Annotated in this window: 21 protein-coding genes; 5 read left to right on the top strand and 16 right to left on the bottom strand. The window is 60.3% G+C overall.

Annotation, left to right across the window (positions count from 1 at the left end; all coding sequences use genetic code 11):
- The first annotated feature begins 37 nt into the window (after positions 1–37).
- Positions 38–982 carry an alpha/beta hydrolase gene (locus HV782_RS22245; RefSeq protein WP_186746661.1) on the top strand — a complete coding sequence of 315 codons (945 nt, stop codon included), beginning with the start codon at positions 38–40 and terminating at the stop codon, positions 980–982.
- A 41-nt stretch (positions 983–1,023) separates the two neighbouring features.
- A complete protein-coding gene (locus HV782_RS22250) occupies positions 1,024–1,494 on the top strand; it encodes a MaoC family dehydratase (RefSeq protein WP_186746663.1) in 471 nt (156 codons plus the stop codon).
- 259 nt (positions 1,495–1,753) lie between these two features.
- Here the strand turns inward: HV782_RS22250 and HV782_RS22255 are convergent, their stop codons facing one another.
- The gene (locus HV782_RS22255) at positions 1,754–2,221 is read right to left on the bottom strand and encodes a ferritin-like domain-containing protein (RefSeq protein WP_123467120.1); all 468 of its coding nucleotides are present in this window, start codon (positions 2,219–2,221) and stop codon (positions 1,754–1,756) included.
- 206 nt (positions 2,222–2,427) lie between these two features.
- Between HV782_RS22255 and HV782_RS22260 the strand changes: the two genes are divergently transcribed.
- The gene (locus HV782_RS22260) at positions 2,428–2,664 is read left to right on the top strand and encodes a DUF3820 family protein (RefSeq protein WP_123467122.1); all 237 of its coding nucleotides are present in this window, start codon (positions 2,428–2,430) and stop codon (positions 2,662–2,664) included.
- A 29-nt stretch (positions 2,665–2,693) separates the two neighbouring features.
- Positions 2,694–3,875, top strand: coding sequence for an aminotransferase class V-fold PLP-dependent enzyme (locus HV782_RS22265; protein ID WP_128614327.1), 1,182 nt, complete (start codon positions 2,694–2,696; stop codon positions 3,873–3,875).
- Between the two features lie 4 nt (positions 3,876–3,879).
- Here the strand turns inward: HV782_RS22265 and HV782_RS22270 are convergent, their stop codons facing one another.
- The 4 genes from HV782_RS22270 to zwf form a co-directional block, all read right to left on the bottom strand.
- A complete protein-coding gene (locus HV782_RS22270; RefSeq protein ID WP_128614328.1) occupies positions 3,880–4,590 on the bottom strand; it encodes a peptidase associated/transthyretin-like domain-containing protein in 711 nt (236 codons plus the stop codon).
- 196 nt (positions 4,591–4,786) lie between these two features.
- The gene (locus HV782_RS22275) at positions 4,787–5,452 is read right to left on the bottom strand and encodes a bifunctional 4-hydroxy-2-oxoglutarate aldolase/2-dehydro-3-deoxy-phosphogluconate aldolase (protein ID WP_007969324.1); all 666 of its coding nucleotides are present in this window, start codon (positions 5,450–5,452) and stop codon (positions 4,787–4,789) included.
- A 17-nt stretch (positions 5,453–5,469) separates the two neighbouring features.
- Positions 5,470–6,183 (bottom strand): 6-phosphogluconolactonase, encoded by a 714-nt coding sequence (gene pgl / locus HV782_RS22280; protein WP_123467128.1) that lies wholly within the window; start codon positions 6,181–6,183, stop codon positions 5,470–5,472.
- A complete protein-coding gene (zwf, locus tag HV782_RS22285) occupies positions 6,170–7,636 on the bottom strand; it encodes a glucose-6-phosphate dehydrogenase (RefSeq protein WP_186746665.1) in 1,467 nt (488 codons plus the stop codon). The genes pgl and zwf overlap by 14 nt, the downstream gene beginning before the upstream one ends.
- Before the next feature lie 226 nt (positions 7,637–7,862).
- Here zwf and HV782_RS22290 point away from each other — a divergent pair, with 226 nt between their 5' ends.
- Positions 7,863–8,723, top strand: coding sequence for a MurR/RpiR family transcriptional regulator (locus tag HV782_RS22290; protein WP_169842436.1), 861 nt, complete (start codon positions 7,863–7,865; stop codon positions 8,721–8,723).
- A 709-nt stretch (positions 8,724–9,432) separates the two neighbouring features.
- On the opposite strand, the gene HV782_RS22295 is transcribed toward HV782_RS22290, so the two are convergent.
- The 11 genes from HV782_RS22295 to edd form a co-directional block, all read right to left on the bottom strand.
- Complete coding sequence (locus HV782_RS22295) at positions 9,433–10,287, bottom strand: D-hexose-6-phosphate mutarotase (RefSeq protein WP_123467132.1); 855 nt, start codon at positions 10,285–10,287, stop codon at positions 9,433–9,435.
- Positions 10,288–10,459: 172 nt separating this feature from the next.
- Positions 10,460–11,809 carry a carbohydrate porin gene (locus tag HV782_RS22300; protein WP_123467134.1) on the bottom strand — a complete coding sequence of 450 codons (1,350 nt, stop codon included), beginning with the start codon at positions 11,807–11,809 and terminating at the stop codon, positions 10,460–10,462.
- Positions 11,810–12,002: 193 nt separating this feature from the next.
- Positions 12,003–13,163, bottom strand: a complete 1,161-nt coding sequence (locus tag HV782_RS22305) for an ABC transporter ATP-binding protein (protein WP_123467136.1) — start codon at positions 13,161–13,163, stop codon at positions 12,003–12,005.
- Between the two features lie 2 nt (positions 13,164–13,165).
- Positions 13,166–14,011: a carbohydrate ABC transporter permease gene (locus HV782_RS22310; RefSeq protein WP_042607262.1), complete on the bottom strand. Its 846-nt coding sequence runs from the start codon at positions 14,009–14,011 to the stop codon at positions 13,166–13,168.
- Positions 14,004–14,912, bottom strand: a complete 909-nt coding sequence (locus tag HV782_RS22315) for a carbohydrate ABC transporter permease (protein WP_123467138.1) — start codon at positions 14,910–14,912, stop codon at positions 14,004–14,006. The genes HV782_RS22310 and HV782_RS22315 overlap by 8 nt, the downstream gene beginning before the upstream one ends.
- 153 nt (positions 14,913–15,065) lie before the next feature.
- Complete coding sequence (locus HV782_RS22320; protein WP_186746667.1) at positions 15,066–16,367, bottom strand: ABC transporter substrate-binding protein; 1,302 nt, start codon at positions 16,365–16,367, stop codon at positions 15,066–15,068.
- 118 nt (positions 16,368–16,485) lie between these two features.
- Positions 16,486–17,745, bottom strand: a complete 1,260-nt coding sequence (locus HV782_RS22325) for a D-mannose isomerase (RefSeq protein ID WP_186746669.1) — start codon at positions 17,743–17,745, stop codon at positions 16,486–16,488.
- 702 nt (positions 17,746–18,447) lie between these two features.
- Positions 18,448–19,917 (bottom strand): ATP-binding protein, encoded by a 1,470-nt coding sequence (locus HV782_RS22330; protein ID WP_123467144.1) that lies wholly within the window; start codon positions 19,915–19,917, stop codon positions 18,448–18,450.
- Positions 19,907–20,638, bottom strand: coding sequence for a response regulator (locus HV782_RS22335; RefSeq protein ID WP_123467146.1), 732 nt, complete (start codon positions 20,636–20,638; stop codon positions 19,907–19,909). The genes HV782_RS22330 and HV782_RS22335 overlap by 11 nt, the downstream gene beginning before the upstream one ends.
- Before the next feature lie 180 nt (positions 20,639–20,818).
- Positions 20,819–21,778, bottom strand: a complete 960-nt coding sequence (locus tag HV782_RS22340) for a glucokinase (protein ID WP_186746672.1) — start codon at positions 21,776–21,778, stop codon at positions 20,819–20,821.
- Positions 21,775–23,601, bottom strand: coding sequence for a phosphogluconate dehydratase (gene edd / locus HV782_RS22345; protein ID WP_123467152.1), 1,827 nt, complete (start codon positions 23,599–23,601; stop codon positions 21,775–21,777). Before edd ends, HV782_RS22340 begins: the two co-directional genes overlap by 4 nt.
- Positions 23,602–23,622: the final 21 nt, after the last annotated feature.

Raw genomic sequence — 23,622 nt, forward strand, 5'->3', positions numbered from 1 at the left:
GCTATACAATGTTTCGACCCTGAGCAAAGGAATCGCCATGATCCACCACACCCTATGGCTTGATGCGAATGACCGCAGCCGGCTTTTCGTCAATCAGTGGCTGCCGGCCGCACCATTGAAAGCGGTGGTCCTGATTGCCCACGGCATGGCGGAACACAGCGGGCGTTATCAACAGTTGGCGGAAACGTTTTGCGACAAAGGATACGGTGTCTACGCCCCGGATCTGCGCGGTCATGGCCAGACCGCCGAGAACGGCACCCTCGGCCATTTCGCCGATGACGACGGCTGGTGCAAGGTTGTCGGCGACCTCGCCAGCCTCAATCAATACATCGGCCAGCAACACCCCGGCGTGCCAATCATTCTGCTCGGGCACAGCATGGGCAGTTACCTCGCTCAAGGTTATCTGCTGCACCACAGCGCCAGCCTGCACGGGGCGATTCTCAGTGGTTCGAATTTCCAGCCCCCGGCCCTCTATCGCGCCGCCCGGCAAATTGCCCGCGTGGAAAAACTGCGTCAGGGTGGCAAGGGCCGCAGTGCGCTGATCGAATGGTTGTCGTTTGGTTCATTCAACAACACCTTCAAACCGGTGAGCACACCGTTCGACTGGCTCAGCCGCGATCCGGCCGCAGTCGCCAAATACGTGGCCGACCCGCTGTGCGGCTTTCGCTGCACCAACCAGTTGTGGATCGACCTGCTCGGCGGCTTGCAGCAAATCAGCAAAGCGTCCACTCTCGCGCAGATCGACCCGGGCCTGCCTCTGCTGGTGATCGGCGGTGAATGTGATCCGGTGAGTGAAGGCAAACGTCTGACAGATCTGGCCAATGCACTGCGCAACGCCGGCAGCCAGAACCTGCAATTGAAGATTTACCCGCAGGCCCGGCACGAATTGTTCAACGAAACCAATCGCGACGAAGTGATCGCCGATGTGCTGGCCTGGATCGACCAGGCGCTGAGCCATCCGCGCCCGCATCGCAGCGAATAATTTTTGTGGATTCATTTAATCCGTCACAGGAATCAAGACCGATGACCCAGGTTACCAACATCCCTTATGAAGCCCTCGAAGTCGGCCAGACCGCGAGCTACAGCAAGACGGTCGAAGAGCGCGACATTCAGCTGTTTGCCGCGATGTCGGGCGACCACAACCCGGTGCACCTGGACGCCGAGTTCGCCGCCGCCAGCATGTTCAAGGAACGCATCGCCCACGGTATGTTCAGCGGTGCGCTGATCAGTGCTGCGGTGGCTTGCGAACTGCCTGGGCCGGGCACTATTTATATCGGTCAGCAAATGAGCTTTCAGAAGCCGGTGAAGATTGGCGACACCCTGACCGTGCGCCTGGAAATTCTCGAGAAGCTGCCGAAGTTTCGTGTGCGCATCGCCACTCGCGTATTCAATCAGCATGATGAATTGGTAGTGGATGGTGAAGCGGAGATTCTGGCGCCGCGCAAGCAGCAGACGGTGACGTTGCCGACTTTGCCGGCGATCAGCATCGGCTGATTGATTGGTGGGGTGTCAGTGAGAGCTTTTCCCCCTCACCCCAGCCCTCTCCCCCAGGGGGCGAGGGGGAAAGGGAGCTGATCTTGATGTTTTTCAAAACCTGAGTTCACCTCAGGTCGCTCAAGTCGGTGCATCTCCAACATCCACCTCGGTCAGTCCCCTCTCCCTCCGGGAGAGGGCCAGGGTGAGGGGCTTCTGCTTTTCCCAACCCCATAAAAAAACGCCAGACTAGCTGGCGTTTTTTATAACCGACAAGCGCTTAAGAACGGGCACGAGCCTCGTTACGCAGGGCTTTCACTTGGTCGTGGTTACGCTGTACGCCGTGATACTGGCGTTCAACCAGATCACGAATGCCAACCAGATTGTGCTTGTTGATTTTCTCGATGGCTTCACGATAAGCCTTCAGCGCGTGGTCTTCACCGCGCTCGGCTTCGTTAAGCACAGCCTCTTCGTCTTTGCCGGTGAACATGGCTTTGACGTCGACCCAGCGACGGTGCAGGTCACCGCTGACGCTGGTAGAGGTTTCCGGATCACCGCCCATCGAACGCACGGTGGCTTGCAGTTCGGCAGCGGCGGTGGCGCAATCGGCCGAGCGCTTGGCGAACAGTGCTTTCAGTTCCGGGTGCTTGATATCTTCGGCGCAAGTCTTGAACCCTTCCTGACCGTCTTTGCTGGTTTCGATCAGGTCGTTGAGTACAGAGATGGCTTCTTTATTCATGTCAGTCATTTTTCAAATTCCTTGCGGTTGGTTGAAGATGCAAGGGATATTGCAGTGTGCGTGCCAGTTTTTATTTGTATAAAAAATCGTTATTTTTCAATAATTTAAATACGATTGAACTATCTGTATCACGGCTATTTGCATGATCTGTCATTTGGCCTGCATGCAGAATGCCTGTATTTTCCAGTTTGATTTCAAGCCAGACGAATGCATTGATGAATCCCGAAAAACTCGAACTGCTGATCACCCGCGAAATGCCTTTCGGCAAATACAAGGGCCGGATCATTGCCGACCTGCCCGGCCCCTACCTGAACTGGTTCGCCCGTGAAGGTTTCCCGAACGGCGAGCTCGGCGGACTGCTGGCCTTGATGCAGGAAATCGATCACAACGGTTTGTCGGATCTGCTCGAACCCCTGCGCGCCAAACACGGCAAACCCGCCCCGCGCCACTGAAACGCCCTCCTCTACTGAGCTTGCCGACCATGCCCGATAACACCCGCCGCGCCCGTGACGAAGCCTTCTGGCAGACGTTCGCCGACCGTTACGATGTTCAACCAGGCCCCGTGAACCTGGAAAACGGTTACTTCGGACGGATGTCACGCACGGTGATCGAGGAGTATCAGCGCAACATAGAGCTGATCAACACCAGCAACTCGGTGTACGTGCGCCAGCAATTCGAACAACGCGACCACCTCGACATTCGCGCGCAACTGGCCGAGTTGATCGGCGTACGCGCGCAGAGTGTGGCGTTCACCCGCAATGCAACCGAAGGCCTGCAATCGCTGATCCGCAACTACAACCGCCTGCAACCGGGGGATCAGGTGCTGATCTGCGACCTCGAGTACGACACGGTCAAAGGCGCGATGCGCTGGCTGGGCGAGCATCGCGGCGTCGACGTCATCGAGATTGCGCACTCGCACCCGGCCAGTTTCGACAGCCTGCTGGAGACCTATCGCGAAACCTTCGTCCGCCACCCGAAACTCAAACTGATGGCGTTGACCCATGTCACCCATCGTACGGGACTGGTGATGCCGGTGCAGGCCATCGCGGCGCTGGCCAAAGAGCATGGCATCGACATCATCCTTGATGGTGCCCATGCCCTCGGCCAGATCGAGTTCGACCTCGAAGCCCTCGGCGTCGCCTTCGCCGGCTACAACCTGCACAAATGGATCGGCGCGCCGCTGACACTCGGTTTCATGTATATCGCACCCCAGCGTCTGGCCGACATCGACCCGGACATGGGCGAGATGCACTACCCGGTCAGCGACATCCGCGCCCGCACGCCGTACAGCACGCCGAACATTCCGGCGCTGATGAGCTTGCCGCTGGTCTTTGAAGAACACCGCTCCATCGGCGGTGCACCGGCAAAAGGCGCACGCCTCAATTACCTGCGCAACCTGTGGGTCAGCGCGGTGCGTCATCTGCCAGGTATCGAGGTCATGACACCGGACGATCCGCAGCTTTATTGTGGCATCACCGCACTGCGCTTTAGCCGACATGCTGACCAGAAGGCCATGGCCGACCGCCTGCTCAATGACTTCAACCTGTTCACCGTGGTCCGCAATGGTGCCGCCTGCGGGCCGTGCATTCGCATCACGCCGGGACTGACCACCACCGCAGGCGACATGCAACGGCTGACTCGCGCGCTGAACGAACTGCGCTGATGCGCTAAAGCGTGTATTTGTCGAAGTCCTCGGGTTTGATCTGCGACGACACCGCAAAGGTGTCGATGCCGATCGTGAGGTGCCCGAAGTAACCGTCCTCGTGGGAGTCACGGCCGATCGGCCATACATACAGGGTCGAGGCTTCGCGGCCCATGCCGGGTGGCAAACTGTCCGAAGCATTGTTCAACCGCATCGAAGTGCGCCCGCCCCAGGCTTTGGCGTGGTGTGTCGGGCGCGAGATGATTTCCGGGAGCTGCAGCTCGCCGGTCCAGGCGACATCGTGCTCGGCGGGATATTCGTCGCCGACAACCATGCGCACCGCCACATGAAGATGCAGCGCCCGGCCGGCATGGGAATCTGGATAAATCGTGGTGAAGCGCACCCTGCCCCGGGCATCGCAGAACTGGCTGCCGCGCAGGTAGGTGTCATCGTCGCCGGTGATTGCGGTCCTGGCATCGAGGCCCTGATTGACCGGACACCCGCCCGCGTTCGCGCCCCGCGCGTTGCAATGCCAGATATCCACCCTCGCGCCAACCACTGGCTCTGCGGTCATGGCATCGACAATGGTCAGGCGCAGCAACAGTGGCAAACCATCCGCACCTTCGCTGATATTGCGACGCAGCAGTTTCGGATTACGGAAAAACGGCCCGGCGATCTGCTCGGGGGCCAGTTGATACACCGGACAGGGTACGGGGATTGCGAAGTCTGGGTCCATGACACGTTCTCTCATCCATAAGATGAACGCAGATTAGCGCCGTGGAAAAACCTGTGTGCGGTAACTATGTATCGCCGCGTAACTTCAATTGTGGCAGCGCTGGCCGGAACAGGTTTTTGCCGGGCAAAAAAAACGGTGCACCGACCAAGCGCACCGTAAAGCCGTAGAACACACAACGAAGTGTCAGGTAAAACTGTTAATCCAGCAGCGCCAGGGCTTCAGCGGTGCATTCCTGAATGCGCGCCCAGTCGCCGTTCTTGATCCACTCCGGATCGAGCATCCAGCTACCGCCCACGCACATGACGTTTTTCAGCGCCATGTAGCTCTTGATGTTGGCCGGGCCAACGCCGCCGGTCGGGCAGAATTTAACTTCGCCGAACGGGCCGCCGAGCGCCTTGATCGCCGCCACACCGCCGCTGACTTCCGCCGGGAACAGCTTGAAGCGGCGATAACCCAAACCGTAGCCTTCCATGATGCCGGAGGCGTTGCTGATGCCCGGCAACAGCGGAATCGGGCTGTCGACGCTGGCTTCGAGCAGATCACGGGTGATGCCCGGGGTGACGATGAATTGCGAACCCGCCGCTTCAGCCGCCGCGAGCATGTTGCGATCGAGCACGGTGCCAGCACCGGTTACCAGCTCCGGGCGTTGCTCGCGCAGGATCTGGATTGCCTTGAGACCGAACTGCGAACGCAGGGTCACTTCCAGCGCCGTCAGGCCACCAGCGGCCAGGGCGTCGGCCAGCGGCAGTACGTCCTGCTCACGGGCGATGGTGATCACCGGCAGAATCCGCGCCTTGGCGCAGAGGCTGTCGATCAGGGCAACTTTGTCCGCCATGGAAACGGTCGGGGATGGGGTTGTCATAGCGGCTGTTCCTTGGCTCATGGGCACCAGTAAATCTCTAACGTAGGTTGCAGAAACGCGCGCACCGGCATGGCCGCGACGTCGTCGGATGCCAGTGCGGCATTCAGGGTGGTCAGTTTCGACTGACCGGAAATCGACAGAATCTTGTGCCTGGCCGACGCCAGCAGCGCGCGACTCATGGTCAGGCGCTGACGCGGCACGCTCGGCGCCAGCATCGGCCAGCAGCGACGGCTGCCATCGGCCTGCAACGCTTCGGCGAGGTTCGGGCTGTCGGGGAACAGCGATGCGGTGTGACCGTCATCGCCCATGCCCAGCACCAGCACGTCAATCGGTGGCAATTCGGCGAGCAGGCGATCGGCGTGTTCGGCAGCTTGCTCAACGTTCGCCGCAGCGCTGTAGAGGCTGAGGAACTGCGCCTTGGCCGCCGGGCCTTTGAGCAGGTACTGCTTGAGCAGACCGGCATTGCTGTCGGCGTGCTCAACCGGGACCCAGCGTTCATCGGCCAGGGTCACGACGACTTTCGACCAGTCCAGCGCCTGCTTGGCCAGGTGCTGAAAGAACGCCACCGGGCTGCGACCGCCGGACACCACCAGCACCGCGTTGCCGCGTGCAGCAATGGCCTCGCTCAATTGCTTGGCCACATTCAGCGCCAGACCTTCGGCCAACAGCACCGGGCTCTTGAACTCGTGGGCATTCACGCCCGCAGGCAGTTGCACATCAGATATCGCCATACCACGACCTCCCGTCCCGCGTGATCAGTGCAATCGAGCTCATCGGCCCCCACGACCCGGCCGCATACGGCTTGGGCGCGTCACCGGACTTTTTCCAGCCGGCGATCAACTGGTCACACCACTTCCACGCGGCTTCGATTTCATCTTTACGGACAAACAGGTTCTGATTGCCGTTCATCACTTCCAGCAACAACCGCTCGTAGGCGTCGGGGATCCGCGCACTGCGCCAGGTGTCGGAGAAATTCAGTTGCAGCGGGCCGCTGCGCAGTTGCATGCCTTTGTCGAGGCCCTGCTCTTTGGTCATCACGCGCAGGGAAATGCCTTCGTCCGGTTGCAGACGGATGATCAGTTTGTTGCTGATCTGCAGGCGTTGTTCCGGCGCGAAAATGTAGTGCGACGGTTCCTTGAAGTGGATGACGATCTGCGACAACTTTTGCGGCATGCGCTTGCCAGTCCGCAGGTAGAACGGCACTCCGGCCCAGCGCCAGTTGCGGATGTCGGCACGCAAAGCGACGAAGGTTTCGGTGTCGCTCTGGGTGTTGGAATTCGGTTCTTCCAGATAGCCCGGTACGGACTTGCCTTCGCTGTGGCCGGCGATGTATTGGCCGCGCACCACCTGAGTGGTCAGGCCTTCCGGACTGATCGGCGCCAGGGCCTTGAGCACTTTTACCTTTTCGTCACGGATGCTGTCAGCCGACAGGTCGGCCGGCGGGTCCATGGCGATCAGGCACAGCAGCTGCAACAGGTGGTTCTGGATCATGTCGCGCAGTTGGCCGGCCTTGTCGAAGTAGCCCCAACGGCCTTCGATGCCGACCTTCTCGGCCACGGTGATTTCCACGTGGGAGATGTAATTCTGGTTCCACTGGGTTTCGAACAGGCTGTTGGCGAAACGCAGGGCGATCAGGTTCTGGACGGTCTCTTTGCCCAGATAGTGGTCGATGCGGTAGGTGCGGTTTTCCGGGAAAAACTGCGCCACGGCGTCGTTCACTTTGCGTGAGGACTCAAGGTCGGAGCCGATCGGCTTTTCCAGGACCACGCGAGTATTTTCCGCCAGACCGACTTTCGCCAGGTTCTCGCAGATCGCGCCGTACACCGCCGCCGGTGTGGCGAAGTAGGCAATCATGCGTTGCGCGCTGCCAGCCAGTTCGGCCAGCGCCACATAGTCTTCAGACTTGAGGAAGTCGACGTGCAGATAAGTCAGGCGCGCCAGAAAGCGCTCGGCCACGGCTTCGTCCAGCTCTTTGCCGACATACCGACGCAATTCGGCGGCGATGAACGCCAGGTGCTGCTGTTCGCTACCGGCTTCACGGGCCAGCGCGATGATCCGCGTGTCCTCGTGCAACAGGTCAGCGCCATCGAGGTGGTAAAGGGCAGGAAACAGCTTGCGCAGGGCCAGATCGCCAAGAGCGCCGAACAAGGCAAAGGTGCACGGTTCAACCGTAATCGAAGGCATGATGTTTGTTCTTTTATCAAGTTAAGCTACAAATACCTTTTTTCAAGGCATCACTCAAGGGAAAATGTAGTAATAAACACAACATTTTCGCAAAATACAGATTCCGAGTGGTGGTCGGTCGGAGCCATCAGTAGGATAGGCCACCGTTACGGGCCATATCAAAGGCCCAATTTGCATAGCCCGGCGCACCTTTGCGCAGGTGAATTAGGAATTTCATATGGACCGCGTGCGAAATTTACTGGAACAGATCCAGAGTCGCCTTGAAGAGCTGAACAAGGCCGAACGCAAAGTCGCCGAGGTGATCCTGCTCAACCCGCAGCAGGCCACCCGCTTCAGCATCGCCGCCCTCGCCCAGGCGGCGTCGGTGAGCGAGCCGACGGTCAACCGTTTCTGCCGTTCGTTCGGTGTCAGCGGCTATCCTGAACTCAAGCTGCAACTGGCGCAGAGCCTGGCCAGTGGCGCAGCGTATGTCAGCCGTGCGGTGGAAGCCGATGACAATCCCGAGGCGTACACGCAGAAGATTTTCGGCAGTGCCATCGCCTCGCTGGACAGCGCTTGCCAGGCGTTGGACCCGAACCTGATCAGCCGCGCCGTCGACCTGTTGATTCAGGCGCGGCAGATCCACTTCTTCGGCCTCGGCGCCTCGGCACCGGTGGCGCTGGATGCGCAGCACAAGTTCTTCCGCTTCAACCTGGCGGTCACCGCGCATGCCGATGTGCTGATGCAGCGGATGATTGCTTCGGTGGCGCACACCGGTGAGTTGTTCGTGATCATTTCCTACACCGGGCGCACCCGCGAGCTGGTGGAAGTGGCGCGCATTGCTCGGGAGAACGGTGCTTCGGTGCTGGGTCTGACGGCGGAGAATTCGCCGTTGGCCAAGGCGAGTACCTTGAGCCTGAATATTCCGTTGCCGGAAGACACCGACATCTATATGCCGATGACCTCGCGGATCATTCAGTTGACCGTGCTGGATGTGCTGGCGACCGGCATGACCTTGCGGCGCGGGGTGGATTTCCAGCCGCATTTGCGCAAGATCAAAGAGAGCTTGAATGCCAGCCGGTATCCGGTTGGGGATGAATTCAACTAAAGATCAAAAGCCCCTCACCCCAGCCCTCTCCCTGAGAGAGAGGGAGCCGACCGAGGTGTCTTGCGCTATACATCGACCTGAAACACCGAGTCGATTATGGATTCAACGTCAGTTCAGGCCGGTGCATCTCTCGAATATCCCCCATTCGCCCCCTCTCCCGGGGGGAGAGGGGGCCGACCGAGGTGTCTTGCGCTATACATCGACCTGAAACACCGAGTCGATTATGGATTCACCGACATTCGTTCCGGTCGGTGCATCTCTCGAATATCCCCCATTCGCCCCCTCTCCCGGGGGGAGAGGGAGCCGACCGAGGTGTCCTGCGCTATACATCGACCTGAAACACCGAGTCGATTATGGATTCACCGACATTCGTTCAGGTCGGTGCATCTCTCGAATATCCCCCATTCGCCCCTCTCCGGGGGGAGAGGGTGTCTTGCGCTATACATCGACCTGAAACACTGAGTCGACTATGGATTCAACGTCATCCGTTCAGGTCGGTGCATCTCTCGAATATCCCCCATTCGCCCCTCTCCCGGGGGAGAGGGAGCCGACCGAGGTGTCTTGCGCTATACATCGACCTGAAAAATAGAGTCGATTATGGATTCAGCGATGCACTTTCACGTCGGCGTAACGCTTAAGCATCCCCCATTCGGTCCCCTCTCCCCTGGGAGAGGGCTAGGGTGAGGGGGCTACGATGTGACTGACACACTCAAGCCGCCGCCCACGCCTGCAAACTCAAATGCGCCTTCTCCCCCGGCGCCAGATGCAAGCTGTCAGTCCCACCCGCCGCCGCTTCAACACAGACAAACTCGGAAATCTCATCCCACGTCACGCCCAACAACGGCCGCGCTCCAGGATGCCAGACCACCGTGTCGCCGCTGTCACCGGTATCAATGCACAACTCGCGCTGCCAGGCGTGATCCTTGAGCTGTAATTCGCCGTCGTGCTGGAACACCCGCTGGCAGCCGCCATCGACGCGTAACTCGCCTTCCTGCTGACAAGACTGGCGACTCAACTGGTCATAACCCTGCGCGCCTTCGAGGCCAGACAGCGCTATCTCACCGACATCGCCAATACGCCAGTAAGCGTGCAACGCCTGGCTCAACTGGCACGGCATGTCGTCCTGATGCTCAGTGCTCAGGCGTAACTCCATGCGTTCTCCGAGGTGCGCGTGCAGGTCGACCTGCCAGTCGCACAATTGCAATTGCCAGTGCAGGCGCACGCCATCCTCGGCGCTGCTGCTATCGAGCAGTTTCCAGTCAAGCAGCCGCGCCCAGCCATGGGAGGGCCAGGCGTTTTCGCTCGGATGGCGGCCATACCACGGCCAGCACACCGGCACGCCGCCACGGATGGCGCCAACGTGCGGCCACTTCGCCGCACACCACAACCACGGTTTCTGCCCGCGCGGCTGAAAGTGCAGCAACTGCGCGCCCTGACGACTGAACACCGCCTGACACAGCGGATGATCAATCACCAACACGTCGCGCATCTGATAGCGCTCCCAGGCGAACACCGGTTGTTCACGCAGGGATTTGAAGAAGCGTTGCAGCGGATGCTCATGCATTGGCCACGGTTCCGAATTCATCTGTTACGGGCTGCGCCAGCCCTCAAAAAAAAGCGGACAGCCTAGGGGGCGTTCTCAATTGTTTTTCCCACCGCGCCGGGCAAAACAATTGAGAACGCCCCCCCGCTGTCCGCAAATATGCGCACATAGAGAGGAGCTTATCGCAGACGCGTCAGAACGTAGACTGAATTTTCAGGCCGGCGACCAAAGCGTTGTCCACTTCATCCACACCACCCGGGTGAGTGATGTACTGCAGGTTAGGACGTACGGTCAGCCAGTTGGTGACGTGGAAGCCGTAGTTGATCTCGTAGTTGTATTCGGTTTCGCGAATTGGCGAGAACACCGGATTGTCGTAATCCGACACACCGTTGGAAACGTTCAGCAGTTCAGCGTTTTTCTTCACGTCATCGTTGACGTGGATACGCGCCGCGCCGATACCGACGTCATCCTTCGGACGGGCGTCGAACGGGCCTTTGTAAACAAACATCACCGACTGATAGTTGTCGATGAAGTTGGTGTCCTTGTCGTGGAAAGTGGCGTTGGCGGCGATGTTCAGACCACGGGAAGCGTCGCCGTTGTGGCTGGTGAGTTGCTGTTGCGCCACGAACCAGTAGCCGCTTTTGCTGCTGTGGGTTTTGTACGCGTCGCGAGTAGTAGCAGCGTCGAAACCGTTGACGTCTTCACGAACGTCGCTGGCATCAGCAGTGCTCTTGTAGTAACCGACGCGGTATTCGCCCGGCAGGCTGTTGACCTTCGGCGACCAGACCAGCTCGACAGGAAGAACGGTACCTTTGGTGCCGCTGCCGCTGAGTTTGAAGCCGTTGCCGTGTTCCAGCTGCGACGGGTTCTGGTTGTATGCACCGATCTGCGCGTAGAGCTCGTCGTTGATGTTGTACTTCACGCGGATCGCAGCCTGGCTGACGGGCCAGTTGTACCAGATGTTGGTCGCCCAGTTACCCACTTGCGAACCGCAGAACGCCAGGTTCTGGAAGTCGCACGGGAAGGTGTTGAAGTCTTCGCCTTCACCGAAGTAACCGGCCTTGACGTCGAGCTTGTTGTCGAAGAACTGGTGCTGAATCCACAACTGGGTCAGACGCACCATGTGGCCACGACCGTAGACTTCCTGCGAGGAAGACAAGGTGCCGGCACGCGGATCGCCCACGCGATCGTTAGAGATGTTGTAGCCGTTACGGTTGGTCAGCTGGATCTTCGCCTGGGTGTTGTCCCAGCCCCAGAGTTTTTGCAGATCCAGTGCCACGCCCAGACCGAACTGGTCAGCGTAACGCGCCGTCTTGTCGTCGTTGTAGCCGCCGTGCAGGTTGCCACCGACTTCCCCGACGTAGTCCGCCTTGATGTCGATACCTTGCTCGATCAGCTTGGTCCGCTCGCCACCCCAGTCGCCGGTCATCCACTTGGAATCGGAGCTGAACGCATCGGCCGCCATTGCATTGCCGGCCAGCACCAGTGCTGCTGCCGCTGACACTTGGCAGATCAAGCGGGCATTGACGTGTTTCTTTTTCATCCCTACATCCTCGTCTTTATTGTTATTAACTGTTTTTATCTAACGCGGTTTACATAAAGTGCGATGGATAACAGGCCATCCACCGCGTGCTCCTTTGTGGGAGCGAGCTTGCTAGCGAAGGCTTTATGTCAGTTGATACATGTGTTGCATGACACACCGCTTTCGCGAGCAAGCTCGCTCCAACATTTGGTCCTCAGCGCCCCTTGAATTGCGCGACGTTCGCCGACCGCGCTTCGGCCTGCGCCTGGCCCGCAACGCCCAGACGCTCGCCAGTCTTGGCATCGAACAACAGCACTTTCGACGGATCGAATTGCAGCGTCAGGCTTTCGCCCACCTGCGGTGCCACGTCCGGTGCCAGACGGCAGCAGACCTTGGTGTCATTGAGGTTGACGAACACCAGGGTGTCCGGACCGGTCGGTTCGGTGACTTGCACTTCAGCCTTGATGCTCGGCAAACCATTGCCTTCGCCATTCGCCAGCACGATCTGCTCCGGACGCAAGCCGAGTATCACTTCGCGATCTTCAAGCCCGGCGTCCTGCATGCCCATCGGCAACTCGCAACGGGCCTGGCCGCTGTCGAGCAGCGCCAGCAGGCGACCGTCCTTGCGCTGCAGGCGCAGCGGAATGAAGTTCATCGGCGGCGAACCGATGAAGCTCGCCACAAACAGGTTGGCCGGGTCGTTGTAGATCTCTTTCGGCGTGCCGAATTGCTGGATGATCCCGTCCTTCATCACCGCCACTTTGTCGCCCAGGGTCATCGCTTCGATCTGGTCGTGGGTCACGTAGACCGTGGTGGTTTTCAGGCGCTGGTGCATCAGTTTCATTTCGGTGCGCATCTCAACCCGCAGCTTGGCATCGAGGTTGGACAGCGGTTCGTCGAACAGATAGATCTTCGGCCGCCGCGCCAATGCACGGCCCATCGCCACACGCTGCTGCTGACCACCGGAAAGTTGACCCGGCTTGCGATTCAGCAGGTGTTCGATCTGCAACAGCTTGGCCACGCGCGCGACTTCTTCGTCGATTGCCGCCTGCGGCATCTTGCGGATCTTCAGACCGAACTCGATGTTCTCGCGCACGCTCATGGTCGGGTACAGCGCGTAGGACTGGAAGACCATGGCGATGTCGCGATCTTTCGGGCTCATGCCGCTGACGTCCTGATCGCCGATCATGATCGCGCCGCCGCTGATGGTTTCCAGACCGGCGATGCAGTTCATCAGGGTCGACTTGCCGCAGCCCGACGGGCCGACCAGGATCAGGAACTCACCGTCCTTGATCGACAGTTCGATGTTCTTCAGGGTGTCCGGCAGGCCGGCACCGTAGGTCTTGTTGACGTTGCGAAGTTCGAGCGTTGCCATGATTACCCCTTGACTGCGCCGGCCGTCAGCCCGCGCACGAAATACTTGCCTGCGACCACATAGACCAGCAGGGTCGGCAGCCCGGCGATCATCGCCGCTGCCATATCAACGTTGTATTCCTTGGCCCCGGTGCTGGTGTTGACCAGGTTGTTCAGCGCCACCGTGATCGGCTGCGAATCACCGCTGGAGAACACCACACCAAACAGGAAGTCGTTCCAGATCTGGGTGAACTGCCAGATCAGGCAGACCATGATGATCGGCGTCGACATCGGCAGAATGATGCGGCGGAAGATCGTGAAGAAACCCGCGCCATCCAGACGTGCAGCCTTCACCAGCGCATCGGGAATGCTCACGTAGTAGTTACGGAAGAACAGCGTGGTGAACGCCAGGCCGTAAACCACGTGAACAAACACCAGACCGGTGGTGGTGCTCGCCAGGCCCATCTTGCCGAGGGTAAACGAGGCCGGCAGCAGCACGGTCTGGAACGGCAGGAAGCAGCCGAACAACAGCAGACCGAAGAACAACTGCGAACCACGGAAGCGCCACATCGACAGCACGTAACCGTTCAACGCACCGATGGCGGTGGAGATGATTACGGCCGGCACGGTGATCTTGATCGAGTTCCAGAAGTAGCCATCAACCGTGGCCCAGGCCTTGACCCAGCCGATACCGCTGACCACGGTCGGCCAGCTCAGCAGGTTGCCGGTGCTGATGTCTTCCGGGGTCTTGAAGCTGGTCAGCAGCATGACTACCAGCGGCACCAGGTACAGGAACACGGCGAAAATCAGCACCGCGTAGATCGCGATGCGACTCAGGCTGATGGCAGGTTTGGCAGCGAGACTAGTCATGACGCTTGGTCCTCAGCTCGGAGTACAGGTAAGGCACGATGATCGCGAGGATCGCACCGAGCATCAGAATCGCACTGGCCGAGCCCATGCCCATCTGGCCGCGACTGAAGGTGAAGGAATACATGAACATCGCCGGCAGGTCGGAGGAATAACCCGGCCCCCCTGCGGTCATCGCCGCGACCAGGTCGAAGCTCTTGATCGCGATGTGGGCGAGGATCATCACCGCACTGAAGAACACCGGACGCAGGCTGGGCAGCACCACTTTCCAGTAGATGGTCGGCATGCTCGCGCCGTCGATCTGTGCAGCACGAATGATCGACTGATCGACACCGCGCAGGCCGGCGAGAAACATCGCCATGATGAAACCCGAGGCTTGCCACACTGCGGCGATCACCAGGCAGTACACCACGCGATCCGGGTCGATCAGCCAGTCCAGACGGAAGCCTTCCCAGCCCCAGTCACGCAACAATTTGTCCAGGCCCATGCCCGGGTTGAGCAGCCATTTCCACGCGGTACCGGTGACGATCATCGAGAGCGCCATCGGGTACAGGTAAATGGTGCGGATAAAGCCTTCGCGACGGATACGCTGGTCGAGGAACACCGCCAGCAGCACACCAATCACCAACGTGATGCCGATGAACATGCCACCGAACACCGCGAGGTTCTTGCTCGCCACCCACCAGCGGTCGTTGTCGAACAGCCGGGCGTATTGCGCCAGGCCGGCCCACTTGTAGTTCGGCAGGAACGTCGAGGTGGTGAACGACAGCACGAACGTCCACAGGATGTAGCCATAGAAGCCAACCAGCACGATGACCATGCTCGGCGCCAGCACCAGTTTCGGTAGCCAGCGCTGCAGTGCATCGAACGGCGAGGCTTTGCTGAACACAGCAACAGAACTCATGGGGAAATCCAGTACGAAGGTAGAAAATTCACACGCTTTCCCCTTGTGGGAGCGAGCTTGCTCGCGAAGGCGTCCTGTCAGTTGATAGTTCGATTGCCTGACTCTCCGCTTTCGCGAGCAAGCTCGCTCCCACAGGGGCTAAGGTGCTGGTGCTTATTTAGCCGACTGAACCGCCGCGCCCAGTTTCTTGGCCGCATCGGCCGGGTCGGCTTTCGGGTCGTTGATGTAGTTGGTGACTACGTCAAAGAACGCGCCCTGCACCGCCAGCGTGGTCGCCATGTTGTGCGCCATGCTTGGTTGCAGGCCGCCGGACTTGGCGTCCGCCAGGAAGTCCTTGGCAGCGGTCTGCGCGCAGGAGTCGAAACCGAGTTTCTCCATGTTGTTCAACATGTCGTTACGCACCGGGATCGAGCCTTTGTTGATGCTGAAGACTTTCTGGAAGTTTTCACCCAGCACGACTTTGGCGATGTCCTGCTGACCAGCCGCAGTGCCTTTGTCTTTCTGCTTGAACACCGCCAGGGAGTCGATGTTGTAGGTGAACGCCTTGTCGGTGCCCGGGAACGCTACGCACTCGTAGTCCTTGCCGGCGACTTTCTTGGCAGCGGTCCATTCGGACTTGGCCCAGTCCCCCATGATCTGCATGCCGGCCTTGCCGTTGATGACTTTGGCCGCTTCCAGGTTCCAGTCCTGGCCTTTGCCGTCGACGTCCATGTAGGTCGCGACTTTCTTCAGCTCGGTCAGCGCCTTGACCATTTCCGGGCCGGTCAGCGCCTTGTTGTCCAGATCGACCAGGGCTTTCTTGTAGCCATCAACGCCCATGACCGACAGCACAACGGCTTCGAACACGGTGCTGTCCTGCCAAGGCTGACCGCCGTGAGCCAGCGGAATGAAGCCCGCAGCCTTCAGCTTGTCGCCGGCGGCGTAGAATTCTTCGAGGGTGGTCGGGGCTTTGGCGATACCGGCTTTCTTGAATACTTCCGGGTTGATCCACAGCCAGTTGACGCGATGAATGTTCACCGGCACGGCCACGTAATCACCGTCGTACTTCACGGTATCGGAGACTTTCTTGTCGAGCAGGCTGTCCCACTTTTCCGACTTGGCGACGTCTTTGAGCACGTCGGTGTCAAGCAGGCCGGTCGACGCCCATTCCTGGATGTCCGGGCCTTTGATCTGGGCGACGCCCGGCGGGTTGCCAGCCACGGCACGGCTTTTCAGCACGGTCATGGCCGTGGCACCGCCACCGCCGGCGACAGCGCCGTCTTTCCAGGTGAAACCGTCTTTTTCGACTTGGGCCTTGAGCACATCAACGGCAGCTTTTTCGCCACCGGACGTCCACCAGTGCACGACTTCCACCGAACCTTTGGATTCGGCAGCGGAAACACTGAGAGGCAGAATTGCGAGCGGGAACAGGGAGGCGACAGAAATGACAGTAGCGAGGCGAGAAATCGCATTCATCTGAGATGTACCTTTCTTGTTGTTATGCATGCAAGTCTGGTGCTTGCGCTGCACAGGAGTTTAAACAGGACGTTTCCCTTCGCAGGTAACGAAGGGACGCGCGAATGTCACCACATGGTTACACAGGACAGCTCTGGGACAACTGCGCCAGCGCAGTCGCCATGCTCGGCGACAAGGGTAGACGAGGGATCAGTACGGCTTGCCAGGCGTGGTACAGATCGGGTTTGCCCGGCCAGATATCGGCACTTGGCAGGTTTTGCGGATTGAGTTCGTGGTGCCAGCTGCCGTCGCAGCGGTCGATGAAATGGTTTTCGCAGAATTCCCAGAACAGTCGGTACCAGGCTTCGTATTGCGCATCGCCGGTGCGTTTGAGCAACGCGCTGGCGGCGGCGCTGGCTTCTGCGTGCGTCCAGTGCAGGCGATGGCGCACCACGGATTTATTGTCCCAGTCGAGGGTGTAGACGATCCCCGGCGCGCCATCGACGTCCCAGCCGTGGCGGCAGTTGTTCTCGAACAGTTTTGCCGCATCAGTGGCAAGCCAGCCGGGTGTGAGCATGCCGGCCTGAACCCGCGCCGCTTCGAGGTGCAGCAACAGCCGCGCCCATTCGAAACCGTGACCCGGCGTGGTGCCGTAAGGGCGGAAACCGTCAGCGGGATTGTCGAGGTTGTATTCGCGCAGCGGTTGCCAATCGCGATCGAAGTGCTCGATGACCATGTAACCGTTGGCGGCAGCATGACCGTGGATCACCCGCTCGACGATGCGTTGTGCACGGATCAGCCAGCGCGGATCCTCGGTGACATCGGCCAATGCAAGGAACGCTTCAGTCGCGTGCATGTTGCTGTTGGCACCGCGATAGGCTTCTTCTTCGCTCCAGTCGCGATTGAAGTATTCGCGCATGGCGCCCTCTTCTTCGCTCCAGAAATACGTGTCGATGATGTCGATGGCGTCATCCAGTAAGGCCTGGGCGCCGGGACGCTGTGCGACCACTGCAGAGCTGGCCGCGAGCGCGACGAAGGCATGCAGATAAGCGTTCTTGCCGGTATTGCCGTCGCGGTGTTCGGCGACCGCAAACCAGCCGCCGTGCAGTGCATCACGCAACGGGCCGCGCAGGGCCGCGATGCCGTGATCGACCAGTTCGGCGAAACCCGGCAGGCCCTGAATGTGGGCCATGGCGAAGCTGTGGGTCATGCGCGCGGTGTTCATGGTTTCGGCTTGCGCGTGCGCTGGCAGACGGCCGCGTTCGTCGAGATTGCCGAAACCTTCGGGCAGCTTTGAAGCCTTGGCGAATGCCAGCAGGCGCAGACCTTCGTCGGCGAGCCATTGCTGGTGGGCAGGGGCGTTCAGCCAACTGCTGAAGCCTGGGTGGAAGAGATCCATGGGTGGCCTTTTTTGTTGTTATGACTGCGGGCAGTCTAAACAACGGGTCGGGATGGGCTTGTAACGAAGGGGGCGGTTTTTGTCACTGATCCGTGACAAAGAGCAGCCCTCACCCCAGCCCTCTCCCGGAGGGAGAGGGGGCCGACCGCACGATACTGAAGAGTTACGTCGACCTGAAAGTGCTGTACCGAATCCACAATCGACTCAATGCATCAGGTCGGCGCAATTCGAATGAACAACGCGCTCAGCCCCCTCACCCCACCTTGGGAGAGGCAGCCAACCGAGGTGTAGTAAGCTTCCGCCGACTTGAAATACCGAGCCGATTATGGATTCGGCGTTGTACGGTCAGGTCGGCGTATCTCTGCAGCCCCCCCGATCAGTCCCCTCTCCCTTTGGGAGGAGGGAGAGGGAGCCAACCGAGGTGTAATAAGCTTTCCGCCAACCTGAAATACCGAGCCGATTATGAATTCGGCGTTGTACGGTCAGGTCGGCGTATCTCTGCAGCATCCCCCGATCAGTCCCCTTTCCCTTTGGGAGGAGGGAGAGGCAGCCAACCGGCGTGTAATAAGCTTTCCGCCGACTTGAAATACCGAGTCGATTAAGGATTCGGCGTTGTACGGTCAGGTCGGCGTATCTCTGCAGCATCCCCCGATCAGTCCCCTCTCCCCCCGGGAGAGGGCTAGGGTGAGGGGCTCTTTTGAGCTAATCCACCGAGCGCGGCAGTTGCAGGGTCACGCGCAACCCACCCTCACGCAGGTTCTGCAACGTCACCTCACCGCCATGGCTATGGGCGATGTTGCGCGCAATGCCCAAACCCAGACCATAACCCTGCTGCTGCCCCGCCAGACGAAAGTGTGGCTCGAACACCTGCTCCAGCCGCTGCTCCGGCACACCCGGGCCTTCATCGTCGACGTGCAGGACAAACGCGCGCTCATCGTCGTCGATGTGCAGATGAGCGTTCTGCCCGTATTTCAACGCGTTGTCGATCAGGTTACCGATGCAGCGTTTCAGCGCCAGAGGCTTGCCCGGATACGCCGCCAGCGCCTTGCCTTGCTGCGTCACGCGGCCATTGCCGTTGGGCGCCAGATATGGCTCCACCAGGCAGTCGAGCACATGGTTCAGGTCCACCGGCTCGATGTTTTCGTGGATATCGGTGTCTTTCACGCACTGCAATGCGCCTTTGACCAGCAACTCCAGCTCATCCAGATCGCGGCCGAACTTGGCTTGCAGTTGCTCGTCCTCCAGCAGCTCGACGCGCAAGCGCAGGCGGGTGATCGGCGTGCGCAGATCATGGGAAATCGCACTGAACAACTGGCTGCGTTCGGTCAGGTAGCGGCTGATACGTTCGCGCATGGTGTTGAACGCACGGCCCACTTCCACCACTTCGCTGCCGCCGCCCTCGGCCACCGGTTCGACGTCGGCGCCCAGCGACAGATCCCGCGCCGCCCGCGCCAGGCGCTTGAGCGGCCGGCTCTGCCAGTGCACCAGCAGACCAATGAACAACAGCAAAAAGCCGCTGGTGAGCACGATGAACCATACCTGCTGCGCCGGCAGACCTTGTTCTTCAAGACTGGTGTAGGGCTCAGGCAACAGCGAGGCGATGTACAGCCATTCGCCCGGCGCCATCTGGATCTGCGTGACCAGCACTGGCGGGTTCACCGGTTCCAGGGTCAGCGCGTAATGCGCCCAGGAGCGCGGCAGTTCGTCGAGCTTCAGGCCGGCATTGAAGATGCGCAGATCTTCAGGACTGACGAAGGTCACCGAGATATCGGTGTCATTGCCCAGCGACTGGCGCAGCACTTCATCGACCGCTTTCATCACCGCGGCCTTGCGCGGGGTGACCGGCAGCACATCCATGCCCAGCGGTTTGTCGTTAAGCGTCACCACGAACCGCGTGCCGCCCATGCTGCGCAATTGATCCAGCACCAGAGGCCGATAAGCCACCGGTAACGAGCGGAAGTAACTGACGCTGGCGGTCATCGAATGGGCGAGGCTGCGGGCGCTGGTGACCAGCCCTTCAAGCTGCGTGGCGCGCAGTTGCGAGACCCAGATCACACTGGACAACGTCTGTGCAAACAACACGGCGAGCAAGGTCAGCAGCAACATCCGCCCGAGCAGCGAACGCGGCACCGGCACCCTGGCAGCAAGTTTGCGCAGCGACTCAGTGACCATTGCCGGCAACCACGTTGGCTGCCAGTTGGTAGCCGCTGCCGCGTACGGTGCGAATCAGTCGTGGCGGTTTTTCCGTGTCGCGCAGGCGTTGGCGTAACCGGCTGACGGCCATGTCGACGATGCGATCGAGCGGCATCAGGTCGCGGCCACGGGTGGCGTTACCGATGGTGTCGCGGTCGAGGATTTCCTGCGGGTGGTCGAGAAACAGCTTGAGCAGGGCGAAGTCGGCGCCGGAAAGAATCACTTCCTCACCGTCGGTGTGGAACAGCCGATGGCTGACCATGTCCAGCCGCCACTCGTCGAAGGCCAGCACTTCACTGCCGCTGCGTTCGTGGGCGAACTGCGCGCGACGCAGCAACGCCTTGATGCGTGCTTGCAGTTCACGAGGGCTGAACGGTTTGCCGAGGTAGTCGTCAGCGCCGAGCTCCAGCCCGATCACCCGGTCGGCCTCGTCGGAACTGGCAGTGAGCATGATGATCGGCACCTGCGCCTGACGCGGATGCTGGCGCACCCAGCGGCAGAGGCTGAAGCCGTCTTCGTCGGGCAGCATGACATCGAGGATCACCAGGTCGCTCGGCGCCTCGTTGAGGGCCTGGCGGAAACTGGCACCGTCGGCGGTGGCCCGTACCTGGAACCCGGCACGGGTCAGGTAGGTTTCCAGCAACTCGCGTATTTCCTGGTCGTCATCGACCAACAATATCGACTTGTTGACTGAGCTCACTTCGAAGGCATCCTTGTTGTTGGAATTGGGGCGGATTATGCCTTAAGCATCAAACTAACAAACACCACAGAACCACTGTGGGAGCGAGCTTGCTCGCGAATGCGGAGTATCAGTCAACCCAAATGTTGAATGTAATGACGCCTTCGCGAGCAAGCTCGCTCCCACAGGGGGGATTGCATTTCAGGTTGGGATTGATTGGTCCAGGGCCACACCGGCACCAACGAGGCCGGAATACGGCGCTGTCACCAGCCACACCGGAATGCCTTTGAAGTAATCACTCATGCACCCCTTGTCAGCAAAGCTGCGGGCGAAACCGCTTTCGAGGAAGAAATCGGCAAAGCGTGGAATCACACCGCCAACGATGTACACCCCGCCACGTGCCCCCGTGGTCAACACGTTGTTACCCGCGACGCGTCCGAGCCAGCAGCAGAACTGCTCCAGCACTTCCAGCGCAATCGGATCACCCGCAAGGCCAGCTGCCGTAATCGCTTCCGGCGTGTCGAGTACGGGCTCGTGGCCATCCACCGCGCAGATCGCCCGGTACACCCGCGGCAAGCCGCCACCGCTCAACGCGGTTTCCGCGCTGACATGGCCGATTTCGTTGTGGATGTGCTGCCAGAGTTGAGTTTCACGCGGGCTGCTCAACGGCAGATCGACGTGACCGCCCTCCCCCGGCAACGCTGCGAAACGACCTTCACCGAGATCCAGCAACGTACCGACGCCAAGGCCAGTGCCCGGACCGATCACCACCGCCGGACGCAACGGCTCCGGCGTGCCTTCGCAAACCACGCGGAATTCGCCCGGCTGCAAGCGGGTCATGCCCAGCGCCATCGCCGAGAAGTCGTTGACCAGCAACAACTGCTCGACCTGCAAGGTCTGGCAGAACGCCGTACGGCTCAGGCGCCAGTGGTTGTTGGTGAACTTGAATTCATCGCCACTGACCGGACCGGCCACCGACAGGCACACCGAACCGATCGAACCCGGCGCCAGACCGAGGCCGCTCAGATAGAGGCTGATGGCCTCCTCCGGGCTGGCATGGTCGGCCGTGGCCAGCACTTGAACCGATTCCAGTTGCTGGTTTTTCCACAACGCGAACCGCGCGTTGGTGCCTCCGATGTCACCGACCAAAGCCAGTTTCAATTAAGCGTCTCCAGGGCAGAAGTAAAGGCGCTGGCGCCCTGCTCCGCCGAGCTGAAGGCCAAACGCATGAAGCCAAACAGTTCGCGGCCGCTGCCGATGTTGTTGCCCAACAGGCCTTTGGCGGGTTCGCGCGCTGCGAATTCGGCGGCGTCGACCTTGAGTTCCAAAGTACCTTTGACGCCATCGACGCGGATGATATCGCCCTCTTGCACCCGCGCCAAAGCACCACCGACATAAGCCTCGGGGCTGACGTGAATCGCCGCCGGGATTTTCCCCGACGCGCCGGACATGCGCCCGTCAGTCACCAACGCCACTTTGAAGCCGCGATCCTGCAGCACGCCAAGGAACGGCGTCATCTTGTGCAACTCGGGCATGCCGTTGGAGCGCGGGCCCTGGAAGCGCATCACCGCGACAAAATCCTTCTCCAGCAAACCGGCCTTGAACGCGTCTGCCAGATCCTGTTGATCCTGGAACACCATCGCTGGCGCCTCGACGATCTGGTTTTCCAGCGCGACGGCGGAGACTTTCATCACCCCGCGGCCAAGGTTGCCTTCCATCACCCGCAAGCCACCCTCTGGCGAGAATGCGCGAGCGACCGGCCGCAGGATGTTTTCGTCGAGGCTTTCGGTCGGGCCTTCACGCCATACCAACTGGCCGTTATCGAGGAACGGCTCCTTGGTGTACTGGCTCAGGCCGTGGCCGAGCACGGTGTTGACGTCTTCGTGCAGCAGGCCGGCTTCGAGCAGTTCGCGGATCAGGAACGACATGCCGCCCGCCGCCTGGAAGTGATTGATGTCGGCTTTGCCGTTCGGGTAGACGTGGCTCAGGGTCGGCACGACTTCGGAGAGGTCGGCCATGTCCTGCCAGGTGAGTTGAATACCCGCGGCCATGGCGATGGCCGGCATGTGCAGGGTGTGGTTGGTCGAGCCGCCAGTGGCGTGCAATGCGACGATCGAGTTGACCAGCGCCTTCTCGTCGACGATTTCGCCGATCGGCATAAAGTTGCCGTTCTGCTTGGTCAGGCGCGTGACCTGATGCGCGGCTTCGCGGGTCAGGGCATCGCGCAGCGGCGTGTTCGGGTTGACGAACGAAGCGCCCGGCAAGTGCAGGCCCATGACTTCCATCAGCAACTGGTTGGTGTTGGCGGTGCCGTAGAAGGTGCAGGTGCCCGGGCTGTGGTAGGACTTCATCTCCGATTCCAGCAGCTCTTCACGGGTCGCCTTGCCTTCGGCGTACTTCTGCCGCACGTCGGCTTTTTCCTTGTTGGAAATCCCCGAGACCATCGGTCCGCCCGGGACGAAGATCGTTGGCAGATGACCGAAACGCAGCGAGCCCATCATCAGGCCCGGGACGATCTTGTCGCAGATGCCGAGCATCAGCGCGCCATCGAACATGTTGTGCGACAGCGCCACCGCCGTGGACATGGCGATCACTTCGCGGCTCGGCAGGCTCAGCTCCATGCCCGGCTCACCCTGGGTCACGCCATCGCACATGGCGGGCGTGCCGCCGGCGAACTGGCCGACCGACCCGATTTCGCGCAGGGCATTTTTGATCTGTTGCGGAAACACTTCGTATGGCTGGTGCGCCGAGAGCATGTCGTTATACGACGAAACAATGGCGATGTTCGCCGAGTTCATCATCCGCAGGCTGTGCTTGTCTTCGCTGCCGCACCCGGCCACGCCGTGGGCGAAGTTGGCGCATTGCAGCTTGCCGCGCATCGGCCCGTCAGTGGCGGCGCCGCGAATCAGTGCAAGGTAAGCCTGACGCGTGGCGCGGCTGCGGGCGATAAGCCGTTCGGTGACCTCAAGGACGCGGGGATGCATGTGTAGAACTCCAGGCTAACG

The organism is Pseudomonas monsensis, assembly GCF_014268495.2.
Classification (GTDB): Bacteria; Pseudomonadota; Gammaproteobacteria; order Pseudomonadales; family Pseudomonadaceae; genus Aquipseudomonas; species Aquipseudomonas monsensis.

Bases quoted from the DNA above. Each gene is read 5' to 3' on its own strand.
- zwf (WP_186746665.1), bottom strand. From the start codon at position 7,636: ATGCCTTCGATTACGGTTGAACCGTGCACCTTTGCCTTGTTCGGCGCT.
- HV782_RS22305 (WP_123467136.1), bottom strand. From the start codon at position 13,163: ATGGCAACGCTCGAACTTCGCAACGTCAACAAGACCTACGGTGCCGGC.
- HV782_RS22255 (WP_123467120.1), bottom strand. From the start codon at position 2,221: ATGACTGACATGAATAAAGAAGCCATCTCTGTACTCAACGACCTGATC.
- edd (WP_123467152.1), bottom strand. From the start codon at position 23,601: ATGCATCCCCGCGTCCTTGAGGTCACCGAACGGCTTATCGCCCGCAGC.
- HV782_RS22265 (WP_128614327.1), top strand. From the start codon at position 2,694: ATGCCCGATAACACCCGCCGCGCCCGTGACGAAGCCTTCTGGCAGACG.
- HV782_RS22260 (WP_123467122.1), top strand. From the start codon at position 2,428: ATGAATCCCGAAAAACTCGAACTGCTGATCACCCGCGAAATGCCTTTC.
- HV782_RS22250 (WP_186746663.1), top strand. From the start codon at position 1,024: ATGACCCAGGTTACCAACATCCCTTATGAAGCCCTCGAAGTCGGCCAG.
- HV782_RS22320 (WP_186746667.1), bottom strand. From the start codon at position 16,367: ATGAATGCGATTTCTCGCCTCGCTACTGTCATTTCTGTCGCCTCCCTG.
- HV782_RS22315 (WP_123467138.1), bottom strand. From the start codon at position 14,912: ATGAGTTCTGTTGCTGTGTTCAGCAAAGCCTCGCCGTTCGATGCACTG.
- pgl (WP_123467128.1), bottom strand. From the start codon at position 6,183: ATGGCGATATCTGATGTGCAACTGCCTGCGGGCGTGAATGCCCACGAG.
- HV782_RS22245 (WP_186746661.1), top strand. From the start codon at position 38: ATGATCCACCACACCCTATGGCTTGATGCGAATGACCGCAGCCGGCTT.
- HV782_RS22275 (WP_007969324.1), bottom strand. From the start codon at position 5,452: ATGACAACCCCATCCCCGACCGTTTCCATGGCGGACAAAGTTGCCCTG.
- HV782_RS22330 (WP_123467144.1), bottom strand. From the start codon at position 19,917: ATGGTCACTGAGTCGCTGCGCAAACTTGCTGCCAGGGTGCCGGTGCCG.
- HV782_RS22300 (WP_123467134.1), bottom strand. From the start codon at position 11,809: ATGAAAAAGAAACACGTCAATGCCCGCTTGATCTGCCAAGTGTCAGCG.
- HV782_RS22295 (WP_123467132.1), bottom strand. From the start codon at position 10,287: ATGCATGAGCATCCGCTGCAACGCTTCTTCAAATCCCTGCGTGAACAA.
- HV782_RS22270 (WP_128614328.1), bottom strand. From the start codon at position 4,590: ATGGACCCAGACTTCGCAATCCCCGTACCCTGTCCGGTGTATCAACTG.
- HV782_RS22310 (WP_042607262.1), bottom strand. From the start codon at position 14,011: ATGACTAGTCTCGCTGCCAAACCTGCCATCAGCCTGAGTCGCATCGCG.
- HV782_RS22325 (WP_186746669.1), bottom strand. From the start codon at position 17,745: ATGGATCTCTTCCACCCAGGCTTCAGCAGTTGGCTGAACGCCCCTGCC.